General features: G+C 63.9%; 11 protein-coding genes. 5 read left to right on the forward strand and 6 right to left on the reverse strand.

Annotated features, from left to right (window positions below):
- The 5 genes from AAC979_RS23000 to traI form a co-directional block, all read right to left on the reverse strand.
- Window positions 1–2,001 (reverse strand): conjugal transfer protein TrbE (locus AAC979_RS23000; RefSeq protein ID WP_371349355.1); only part of this gene is annotated, 2,001 nt, incomplete at its 3' end.
- A gap of 9 nt (window positions 2,002–2,010) precedes the next feature.
- Window positions 2,011–2,310 (reverse strand): conjugal transfer protein TrbD, encoded by a 300-nt coding sequence (locus AAC979_RS23005; protein ID WP_371349356.1) that lies wholly within the window; start codon window positions 2,308–2,310, stop codon window positions 2,011–2,013.
- Window positions 2,303–2,674, reverse strand: coding sequence for a TrbC/VirB2 family protein (locus tag AAC979_RS23010; RefSeq protein ID WP_371349357.1), 372 nt, complete (start codon window positions 2,672–2,674; stop codon window positions 2,303–2,305). Before AAC979_RS23010 ends, AAC979_RS23005 begins: the two co-directional genes overlap by 8 nt.
- Entirely contained in the window at window positions 2,664–3,632 is a 969-nt protein-coding gene (gene trbB, locus AAC979_RS23015) for a P-type conjugative transfer ATPase TrbB (RefSeq protein ID WP_371349358.1), read from the reverse strand. The genes AAC979_RS23010 and trbB overlap by 11 nt, the downstream gene beginning before the upstream one ends.
- Before the next feature lie 15 nt (window positions 3,633–3,647).
- Window positions 3,648–4,271, reverse strand: a complete 624-nt coding sequence (traI, locus tag AAC979_RS23020) for an acyl-homoserine-lactone synthase TraI (RefSeq protein WP_371349359.1) — start codon at window positions 4,269–4,271, stop codon at window positions 3,648–3,650.
- Window positions 4,272–4,655: 384 nt separating this feature from the next.
- On the opposite strand from traI, the gene repA reads away from it, so the two are divergent.
- The 4 genes from repA (at window position 4,656) to AAC979_RS23040 (ending at window position 9,205) form a co-directional block, all read left to right on the forward strand.
- The gene (gene repA / locus AAC979_RS23025) at window positions 4,656–5,873 is read left to right on the forward strand and encodes a plasmid partitioning protein RepA (RefSeq protein WP_371349360.1); all 1,218 of its coding nucleotides are present in this window, start codon (window positions 4,656–4,658) and stop codon (window positions 5,871–5,873) included.
- A complete protein-coding gene (gene repB, locus AAC979_RS23030; RefSeq protein WP_371349361.1) occupies window positions 5,873–6,901 on the forward strand; it encodes a plasmid partitioning protein RepB in 1,029 nt (342 codons plus the stop codon). Before repA ends, repB begins: the two co-directional genes overlap by 1 nt.
- Before the next feature lie 276 nt (window positions 6,902–7,177).
- Window positions 7,178–8,527 carry a plasmid replication protein RepC gene (gene repC, locus AAC979_RS23035; RefSeq protein ID WP_371349362.1) on the forward strand — a complete coding sequence of 450 codons (1,350 nt, stop codon included), beginning with the start codon at window positions 7,178–7,180 and terminating at the stop codon, window positions 8,525–8,527.
- Window positions 8,528–8,587: 60 nt separating this feature from the next.
- Window positions 8,588–9,205, forward strand: coding sequence for a hypothetical protein (locus AAC979_RS23040; protein WP_371349363.1), 618 nt, complete (start codon window positions 8,588–8,590; stop codon window positions 9,203–9,205).
- Between the two features lie 15 nt (window positions 9,206–9,220).
- Here the strand turns inward: AAC979_RS23040 and AAC979_RS23045 are convergent, their stop codons facing one another.
- Window positions 9,221–10,303 (reverse strand): tyrosine-type recombinase/integrase, encoded by a 1,083-nt coding sequence (locus AAC979_RS23045; protein WP_371349364.1) that lies wholly within the window; start codon window positions 10,301–10,303, stop codon window positions 9,221–9,223.
- A 77-nt stretch (window positions 10,304–10,380) separates the two neighbouring features.
- Here AAC979_RS23045 and AAC979_RS23050 point away from each other — a divergent pair, with 77 nt between their 5' ends.
- A complete protein-coding gene (locus AAC979_RS23050; RefSeq protein ID WP_371349365.1) occupies window positions 10,381–10,932 on the forward strand; it encodes a hypothetical protein in 552 nt (183 codons plus the stop codon).
- Window positions 10,933–10,963 lie beyond the last annotated feature (31 nt).

Consider the following 10,963-nt stretch of genomic DNA (forward strand, 5'->3'; position numbering starts at 1 on the left):
GTGACCGAGCATCAGCCACGCCTCGTCGAGCACGATCAGGCTCGGCGCGCCGGTTAGCCGCTTCTCGATCCGGCGGAACAGATAGAGCAGCACGGGCACGAGGCTGCGCTCGCCCATGTTCATCAGCTGCTCGATCTCGAAGGTCTGGAAGGTGCGCAGTGACAGCCCGTCGCTTTCCGCATCGAGCAGCTGACCCATCGGCCCGTCGACCGTGTAGTGATGCAGCGCTTCCTTGATTTCCCTCATCTGCACGCCCGACACGAAATCGGAGAGCGAGCGCCCATTCGCCGACGCCATCAGGCCGATCTGGCGCGAGATGGCATTGCGATGATCGGGCGTGATCGTCACACCCTGAAGCGCTACCAGCGTCTCGATCCATTCGGAGGCCCAGGCCCGATCGCCGTCCGTGCCGAGCTCGGAAAGCGGGCAGAAGGCGAGCGTCGGGGAGCCATCGCCGTCGCTCTCTCCGATCTCGTAGTGATCGCCGGCGGCGGCCAAGGTGACCGGCAGCATGGAGCGGCCCTTGTCGAAGGCGAAGATCTGCGCCTGCGCGTAGCGACGGAATTGCGCGGCGATCAGGGCCAGCAACGTCGACTTGCCAGAGCCAGTCGGTCCGAAGATCAAGGTGTGGCCGACATCGTCGACATGGAGGTTCAGGCGAAACGGCGTCGAGCCGCTCGCCACGAGCATGAGCGGCGGCGAGCCTGGCGGATAGTAGGGGCAAGGCGCCGTCGGGGCGCCCGACCACACCGAATTGAGCGGGACCAGGTCGGCGAGGTTGCGGGTGTTGATCAGCGGCTCGCGGATGTTCGCGTACCAGTTGCCGGGCAGGCTGCCGAGGAAGGCTTCCGTCGCGTTGATGGTCTCGATCCGCGCGCCGAAGCCCTCGGCCTGGACGAGCCGGCGGACGGCTTCCGCCTTCTCGCGCAGCCGGGCCTCGTTGTCGTCGAACAGCACGATCACCGGGGTGTAGTAGCCATAGGCGACCAGCTGCGACGAAGCCTGGGCGATGGCGTCCTCGGTCTCCGCCACCATCGCCATGGCGTCCTGGTCGACGGAGCGTGACTGCGTCTGGAAGAGCTGGTCGAAGAACGGCCTGACCTTCTGTTGCCACTTCTTGCGCGTGCGCTCGAGGCGCGCGCGGGCCTCCTGGTCATCGAGGAAGATGAAGCGCGACGACCAGCGATAGGTGAGCGGCATCAGGTCGAGCGAATTCAGAATGCCGGGCCAGCTCTCAGCCGGAAGCCCATCGATGCCGACAATCGCGAGGTAGTGGCTGTCGACCATCGGCGTGAGGCCGTGGCTGAACTCGGCCGTCGCGAGCCAGTCGAGATACATCGGGATTTCGGGAAGCCGGACGGGATGGTTCTCGCCGGTGATGCAGAAGCGGATGAACTGGAACAGCTCGTCATAGCGCGCGGTCTGAAAGCCGCCGCGCTCCTCGACCGTGCGCGTCACCATGCGACGGATCGACAGCACATTACCGAGATACTGCTCGACCTCGCGGATCGAGGTCAGGAAGCTGTCGAGGACGGTGTCGGCATAGCGCGCAGCGCGGCTTTCGCTGTCGGAATAGACGTAGCGGGCAAGCCCGGAACGCCGCCGCTCCGGCGGCCGCCAGGTGAGGATCAGCGCATGGCGGCTCTCGAAATGTCCCCTGCCCTCCTGAAAATGCGCGCGCCGTTCGTCGTCGATGGCGCGCGTGACCGCATCGGGAAAATGGCACTCCTCGCGAGCAGGATAGTCCGATGTGGCAACCCGCACCGCCTCGACCTGGATCATCCAGCCGGTGCCGAGCCGGGACAGGATCGCGTTGATCTGCCGGGACACCTCGTTGCGCTCCGCATCCGTCGAGCTCTCGGAGTCAGGCCCGGCAAAGTACCAGCCCGCCATGAGCGACCCATCCTTGAGAAGGATGACGCCGTTCGCCACGATCGCGGCGTAGGGCACAAGATCCGAGAAGGACGGGCCGGAATGGCGGAAGGAGCGTATCGCCACCATGGCCGGTCCTCAGAAACGCCGCCAGGGCGTCGACGTCGGGCGATAGTACGGCCGGTAGCCGACATGGCGGGCGTAGACGCGCCGCATCATCGGGTCCGCTTTCGCCATCATCCGCAGCGCCGCCACTACCACGATCCAAACCGCGACCCCGAACAGCGCGGAATAGGGCGTCAGCACGACGAAGATCAGGATGGCCGCTGCAAGGCCCGTCAGCAGCACGAGCTCGCGGTCGGCGCCGAGGAGAAGGTTCGGGCGCGACAGCGCCCGATGGATGCGCGAGCGGTCGAGGTTCGATCCCGGTTCAGCCACGACCGCCCTCCCCTGCCCGCTCGATCAAGGGCGAGGACGCGACGTCGCCGATCGAGGCGCCGCTCGCGCCGAACAGCGCAACGATCTGAGTGGCTCCGAGAAGGATGCCGGCGACGAGCACGACATACATGAGGCGCCGCGCGAAATCGTTGAGCTCGCCACCAAAGATCAGCATTCCGCCGGCGACCGCGACCGCTGCCAAAGCGATGAAGCCGGCGACTGGCCCGGTGATCGACTGCTGGATCTGCTGCAGCGGGCCTTCCCATGGCAAGCTGCCGCCGCCCGAGGCGAACGCTGGCTCGGAAAACACCAGCCCAAGCGCCAGTGCCGCGAGCGCAAGCCTGCACAGACGTTCATGCGACATGGCGTTCCTCCTTCGGCGAATAGGATTCCGTGCGATAGTGGCCATTGACGAAGCTCTCGACGTGCAGGACATCGCGGACGACGCGGCCTTTCGGCGTGCGCTCGATCGAGACGATGAGGTCCACGGCCTCGCCGATGACTTCGTGCATCGGCTGCTGGCTCGCCTCGGCTGTGAGCTGCTCAAGGCGCCGCAGCGCGGATTCCGCCGTATTGGAATGGATCGTCGTCACGCCGCCGGGATGGCCGGTGTTCCATGCCTTGAGCAATGTGAGCGCGGCGCCGTCGCGGACCTCGCCGACGACGATGCGATCGGGACGCAAGCGCATGGTGCTTTTCAGCAGCCGGCCCATGTCGATCGAGTCGCTGGTGTGCAGCGCGACCACATTCTCCGCTGCGCACTGGATTTCCGCCGTGTCTTCCAGGATCAGGATCCGATCGTCCGGCGCCGACTCGACGACCTCGGCGATGACCGCGTTGGCGAGCGTGGTCTTGCCCGACCCGGTGCCGCCTGAGATGACGATGTTCATCCGCGAGGTGATTGCGTTGCGGATCACGCAGGCCTGATGGTCCGTCATGATCTTCGCCGCGACATAGTCGTCGAGCGGGATGAGCCGCGACGCGCGACGCCGGATGGTGAAGGCCGGCGCGGCGACCACCGGCGGCAGGAGACCCTCGAAGCGGTGGCCGCCGATCGGCAGCTCGCCCGACACGATCGGGCGATCCTCGTCGGCCTCGGAATGCAGTGCATGCGCCACGCTGCCGATGACGATCTCGGCGGTGGCGGCGTTCATCTGCCCGGCAGGCGCCACGCCATGGCCGAGGCGCTCGATGAAGAGGCGCCCGTCGGGGTTGAGCATAATCTCGACGACGGTGGCGTCATCGAGGGCGAAGCAGAGCTGATCGCCGAGCGCCTCTTGCAGTTTGCGGACCAGGCGCGGATGGGAACGAAGCTGGGCCATGGCCGTCCTCCTAGCTCACGCCGCGCGCAGCTGCGGGCAGAAGGTCGAGAAATACGAGGCGGGCCGGACGCGCTCGAAGCTGCGCCGGTCGGCGGGCAGGATGCCGGCGACGGCGGTCGTCTCCCCGATCCTCCGCGGTTCCCCTAGCCGCTTCATTGGCCAACCGGCGCGGTTGAGGATGCGTTCGACGCGAAGGTCGGTACCGGTGACGATTTCGCGATAGCCGTTCACCATCGCCCATTCGATGATCGCGGCGAACATGGTGAGCGTCGCGTCATGCAGCGAACCCCCTGCCCTGCCCTCGCCCAGCGCCGTATCGACGCAAAAGCGAGAGCTCTCGATCATGAAAGGATTCGGCTTGTACAGGCCGGAGGTCGCAAGGTCCGGGAAGAGCACGTCCATCATGGTCGGCCCGTTCGCCGGCAGCAGCCTCGCGCAGCCGATGACCTGCGAGCTCGAGGAAAGCGCGACGATGTACGTCGGCGAGAAGCCGTCGAACTGGTCGCTCTCGCGACCGTCCCGCACGTCGACCGCCCAGCCTAATCGCTCCTTAAAGACGCGGGCACGAAGTCGATGCATGGAATCGACGAGATCAGCAAAGTCATCATGCGTTTCGGCAGGAATAGCCAGTGCCCGCATCAGTATTGCTCCGATTCGAGTGTGTTCGGAGATAGGAGGCACGTTTGCGCAGATGGCCGCGACTAGCGAAATTATGAGTGCGACTCGACGGAAGCTGCGCTGAGTCGCCCTGAGAACGAGGAAATCGAGGGCGAGAAGCGTCCAAAATCGGACTTCCAGCACTAATAGATTTACTAGTCGCTACACTTGGTGCCGGAGCTGCGCGGCCGGCTAAATAACTGATTCAACGCGATAAAGTGGCGGGAAAGGAGGGCCGGTGAGGTCTCGCGTTAACGAGCCGTTAACCTTAAAGCGCTGGACGCATCCGCAGAATCGTGGCCTAGCTGTTGTCGGGCAAAGGCCGATAAGTCGCACTTAGGCCGACAATAAGGACTGGAATCGACAATGGCTGTGCAAGCCGCAATCAGCATGCAGAGCGAAGACCCGGCGGACAAGATCGTTCGGCACGCTGGCCTGCTTTCGGAACACCTGCAGGCGCGGCGCCAGCAGATGTACCCGCCGGACGCACAGAAGAGCCTCAGAACCTTCATGATCCATGAGGTGTCTCGGCTGACGTCGATTCCTGAGTCGACCTTGAAGCTGATGTCGAACGAGGGAAAAGGCCCGGTCCCTGCCCGCCTGGAAAACAATCATCGCGTCTATACGCTGGCGCAGATCAACGAGCTTCGTGAGCTGTTTGCTGCCCAGCGGCCGGCTGAGGCTTTGAGATTTTTACCGCATCGCCGCGAGGGCGAGCACCTGCAAATTTTGGCGGTCGCGAATTTCAAGGGTGGCAGCGCTAAGACGACAACGAGTGCGCATCTCGCGCATTACCTCGCGCTTCATGGCTATCGCGTCCTGGCGATTGATCTCGACCCCCAAGCGTCGCTATCCGCAATGTTCGGCGCGCAGCCGGAAATGGACGTTCGGCAAAATGAGACGATCTATGCGGCTCTGAGATACGACGAGGAGCGTCGTCCAATCTCCGAGATAGTCAGGCCAACGTACTTCACCGGTATCGATCTGATCCCCGGGAATATCGAGGTCATGGAGTATGAGCATGAGACGCCTCGGTTCCTGTCGCAGCAGCGGCGGGCCGGCGATGACAGCATCTTTTTCGAGCGGTTGCGTCTCGCCCTGGCCGACGTTGAGGATCGGTACGACGTCGTCATTCTGGATACCCCCCCTTCCCTCGGCTTTCTGACGCTAGGCGCGATTTACGCCGCGACGGGCCTACTCGTCACGGTTCATCCTGCGATGCTCGACGTCATGTCGATGAGCCAATTCCTTCTCATGATGGGCGATCTGATTTCGGTAATTCGAGATGCCGGCGCGACAATGAAGCAGGATTTCCTGCGCTATGTCGTGACGCGGCACGATCCCATGGATCATTCGCAGGTCCATGTTGTCTCGATGCTGCGCCATCTTTTCACGGAAGATGTGTTGACGTCGACGGCCATTGAGAGCGCGGCAATCGAAACGGCCGGCTTGGCGAAGCGCACGCTCTATGAGCTTGAATCCGGCAATATCTCGGCAACGACCGCGAAGCGTGCCCGTGAGTCGATCGACGCCGTCAATGACCAAATCCTCGGTCTGATCAAGCAGAGCTGGGGGCGCAGCTGATGGCGAAGCGCTCGGCCGGCAAATCGATTCTCGCAAACTTCGGCGCCTTCTCCCAGCCGGAGGCGGAAGCTCCAGATCCGTCTGGTCCGAAGGATTCACCGGCGCCGCCGGTGCAACCGGTCGCGCGCGTCGGCGCGGGGGTAATTGGTGCAACACAGCGATCGCTGACGGAGCTGCGAGAAGAGCGCGACAATCTGCGTGCGCTTGTCGAGGCCGGTGGCGGCTCGGAACTCGATCCGAATTTGATCGATCCGTCGCCGTTTCCGGACCGGCTACCGGATGACAACGAGACCCCCTTCGAAGCGCTGAAGAAGCTGATCCAGGATGAAGGCCAAAAGGTCCCAATTCAGGTTCGACGGCATCCAGCCTCGGACGGCCGCTACCAAGTAGTCTACGGGCATCGCCGCTGGCGAGCGGCATCGGAGCTTGGCATCAAGGTCAAAGCGACGATTCTGTCGTTGTCCGACAGCGAGCTTGTTGTGGCGCAAGGCATCGAGAATGCCTCGCGGCAAGACCTCAGCTGGATCGAGCGCGCATTGTTCGCGTGGCGGATGGATGCGGCCGGCATAAAGGCACGGGATATTCGGGCGGCGTTGTCGATCGATGATCCTGAATTGGCGCGCATGAGATCCGTTTGCCGCGCGATTCCGGTGGACGTGATCGAGGCGATCGGCCGCGCGCCGAAAGTCGGGCGGCCACGGTGGATATCGTTGGCGTCGGCCCTTGGCGAAGACCCATCGGCACTGGCTCGGGTTCGGGAAACCTTGTCAGCTGACAAGGTTTCGGGACAGCCGTCTGATGAGCGGTTCAAGCACGCCCTCGCTGCGCTGAAGAAGCCTGCGAGCCGAACGCGGACCCAGGTGGAGATGAAGGCCCCGTCGGGACAGATTGTCGGTAAGGCGACCTTCTCCACGGGCGATATCAAGCTTGCGGTCGCCACAGAGTATGCGCCGGCGTTCAGCGATTTCGTCGAGGAGGAGCTGCCGGCGCTTCTGGAGCGCTTTTTCGCTCGCGAGGGCGGAGGATGATTTCAGAGCGGAGTGAAAACCTTGTCAGCTGACAAGGTTTCAGCGACGCGCTGGGAAGGGTGAAGGCCTCGGCCTCACCGGACAGGTGCAACAAACGAAGAGGTAGCATGCGGTAAAAAGAAAGGCCCCCGAAACAGCGTCCCGGAAGCCTCTCTCGTTCGTTTGGCGACAACGAGAATCTCACTTCCGCGAATCACAGTCAAGAGTCTCCGAGAGGAGATTGGGCGCCGTTTTGGTGAGCGCTTTCGCTTTGCCTAAAAGCTGAAGGGCAGAACCATGACGGAATACATTGCGACGACGCCCTTTGGGCGGCGAACGATGACACTTGGCCAAATTGCAAGCCAGGTGAAGGCACGCACGGCACCGAAGGATGCCGTCGTTCATAAGTGGCAGACCTTCCAACATATCCGTGAGGCCCGCGACCTCATTGGAGCGACGGATCGCGCGCTTGCGATCCTGAATGCGCTACTGTCGTTCCATCAGGAGACGGCGCTTACGGGCGATGCCGACATCGTCGTGTGGCCGTCGAACGAACAGCTTATGGCCCGCGCCAACGGTATGCCGCCCACAACCCTTCGCCGGCATCTCGCCGTGCTTGTCGAGTGCGGGCTGATCATTCGGCGGGATAGCCCGAACGGGAAGCGCTATGCCCGGAAGGGGCGGGGAGGCCAGATCGAGCAGGCCTACGGCTTCGATCTCTCGCCGATCGTCGCGCGCGCGGCCGAATTCAAGGACCTGGCGGAAGCTGTGCAGGCCGAGAAGCGCGCCTTCCGCGTCGCCAAGGAGCGGCTGACGCTCTTGCGCCGGGATATCGTCAAGATGATCGACACCGGCATCGAGGAAAGTGTGCCGGGCAACTGGGGCAGGGTGCAGCAGAGCTACCAGGCGGTAATGAACCGTTTACCACGTTCTGCGCCGCGCCAGCTGCTGGAGAGCATCTGCGAGGAGCTCGAGGCCCTCTGGCGAGATATCCGTGACGTCCTGGAATCGTTTGCAGATTCACAAAATACGGACGCCAATGAGTCCCAATCCGGTCGCCACATACAGAATTCAAATCCAGACTCCCTTTATGAATCTGAAAATGACAATCGAGATAAGAAAGAAGCGGGCGGCAGCGCCGAGGAAAACGACAAGCTGCGGAGCTTGCCGAGGCGTGATCTGCCTTTGGGGATCGTGCTGGACGCCTGCTCGAACCTGCGTGAGCTGGCCCAGGGCGGCGAAATCCGCCACTGGCGCGATTTTCTGGCCGCCGCGGAGCTTGCCCGGCCGATGCTGGGGATCAGTCCGAGCGCTTGGCGGGAGGCCCGCGAAGTCCTTGGGGAGCAACAGGCCGGAATTACGCTGGCGGCGATCTATCAGCGCGCCGACCAGATCAACAGCGCCGGCGGTTACTTGCGCAGCCTGACGGAGCGGGCTCGGGACGGCAAGTTCTCGACCTGGCCGATGATCATGGCGTTGCTGCGCGCGAAGCTTGATGCCTCGAAGCCGCCCGCGGCCCGGCCCGAAACCGCCGACTATGCCAGCGAGCCGCGACAACAGGGTAGTTCCGGCGGGGTCCAGGCGAGCTCCGAGCTCCGGAAGCTTCTGGAGAAGCGGCCGAAGGATCCAGGCCCTGGGTGGGAATGACTCTGTCAGCGGACACGACTCAGCTAGGCTTTTCAGGAGAATGCGAAAGGGGAGGGCGGTTTGAGCGGAAGTGCAACATCGGTTGGCGCCGCGATCGCGGCGGCCTTGGATCGCGCCGAGCAATTGCGCAGCCTCGGCAATCGCCCGGCTCGCGTTCGGATCATGACGATCTTTGGGGATGATCGCTCGGGTTTGACCATTCACGCCAGCATAAGGTCCAACAGCCCAGCGGAGCTCCGTGCGCAGCACGGGCTCGGAGTGAGGTGCATTCCGTGGGAGGAGCTCGACGCCCGCGCAGGCGAGCTCGTCGGCCTGGTCGACGCCGCAGTCGGAGAGGTGACGCTCGCGGTGAAGAACGCCCCTCAGGCCGACCGCCCAAGCCGGTCACAATGTGATGTCGAGATCGATAAATTCGGCAGCCTGATCGATCAACTCGGCCGTACCCTCACGCACTCGGCGATGGCCGTTCTGAAGGACAATCGGAACCCGACAATGCCACGGGATCTGGGAAGCGAAGCCACCATGGTTGCCGCGCTCAAGCTCGCGGCATTGGCAGCCTTCACCGCGAACGTCAGCGCGAGCGACGCCCAGGATGAGCTGCGCCTGGCGACCGGTGACGTGATGAGCAAGGCGAGTGCTTCGCCGGAGCTCTCCGGACGGCCGCCGCTGAATTCCTGAGCGGGAAGGGCGGGATCAGAGGCCGGCGGCCTTGGTGAGGTTCACCCGGAAGCGGTCACGCCGGCGTTGGTAGCGGCGGGTCATTTCCGCACTCGCGTGACCGAGCTGCTTCTGGACGTAGCGCTCGTCAACTTCGGCCGAAGAGGCGAGACCGGCGCGCAACGAATGGCCGGCGAATTTCTGCTCCCGCTCGCCCTCCGTGAGGTCGCCTCTGACCCCGGCGGCGAGCGCGGTCCGCTTGACCAGGCGAGCCACCTGCTTATCGGTCAGCCTGTCTGGGCCGACGTTCTTGCCTTGTCCGGTCACGCGCCGAAAGAGGGGGCCGTGACCGATCTTCGCCAGCTTCAGCCAGGTTTCGAGGGCCGCGACAGGGCAGGTCGCGTCCGACGAGCCGCGACCGATCTCGACCTCGCGCCAACCGTTCTTGCCGCGCAGCGTGACGATCATGCCCTTCTTGAGCACCTCGATCCATCCGCCCCCGTCCTCGGTATCATCGCGATGGAGGTCGAGGCCGACGACCTCGGATCGGCGCAGGCCGCCGGCAAAGCCCAGCAGCAGCATGGCGCGGTCGCGCAGGCCTCGCAGCGTGGCACGATCGAGCGTCTCGATCATGGCGATGACGTTCTCGGGCAGGACCGCCTCCTTTTGGCGCGGCGGGGCGGCATGGGTGTTGCGGATGCCGGCGAGAACGGTCGCGATATGCCGATCGCTGCGATCGAGCGGCGTGCCACGCTGCGTATAGCTCCACGCCAGCGCCGATAAGCGCCGTTCGATCGTCGAGACGGCATTCGGCTTGCGGTCGGCAGTCGCGGCCCCGGAGGCGCAGGCGGTGATGTAGAGGCCGACGACCTGAGGGGAGGGCGGGAACATCTCGAGCCCCTGGCGCCGGCACCACCCCGAGAAGTGCCGCCAATCGGAACCGTAAGCCTTGCGGGTGTTCGCCGAGCTCGCAGCATCGACATACTCGCGGGCGCGGTCGGCGAGCTTCTCGAGGTGAACCGGTAGCGTGGAGGACGACGCTGCGTCGGCAACAGTCGGGAGAGGGGAGGGGGAGTTCCGGTCGACCCGGTTGTCTTCGCCGATTGGCCCTGCGGTCATCAATTTACCTCCGTGGGGCACAACTGTTAGTGGTGACTGTTCATGACGATACAATCCGCTTTCGGGAGTCACCCAACATGGACACGCGCCGCTATGAATTGGTGTTCGACGCCGAATTCTCCCTCGTCTACCTCGTGGGCGAACCGCCTGAAGCGGGCACGTTGCCGGCCGAGCTGACCTATGCCGAAAGCCTGCGCATGTTCGGTTCTCGCGACGGCGCCGTGACGATCTTCACGGCGCGGGAATGGGACGTCCCGTTCACCGTCGAGATCTCCAAGAGCGCGCCATCCGAGGATTTTGACAGCTGGGAGCACGTTGTCGAAGCGGCGATCCGCGTCGGCGCAGACGGCTTGCGTCTCGGAAGCGACGGGGTCTCCGAACTCAAGGAGGCGAAGCGCTTCGACCTTGAGCCCGGCTCCTATCGGGTCCGCGTCTCCTACGGCGGCTTGAGGGTGATGGAGGAAGGGGAAGCCGAGGTCGACGATGATCGCTATCGGATTCAGCTTTGGCCCGGCCCGCCAAGCGAACCCGCGGTGCTGAAGCAGATGGACCCGGCGATCGCGGCATCGATGCCGTACCCGGAGATGCATGGTCACTTCGTGGAACGCGGCCTTATCCCGAAGGCCTAGCGTCGCTGACCTCGCGTTGCGATGTCCGCCG

Source organism: Ancylobacter sp. IITR112 (assembly GCF_041415945.1).
In the GTDB taxonomy this organism is placed as follows: domain Bacteria; phylum Pseudomonadota; class Alphaproteobacteria; order Rhizobiales; family Xanthobacteraceae; genus Ancylobacter.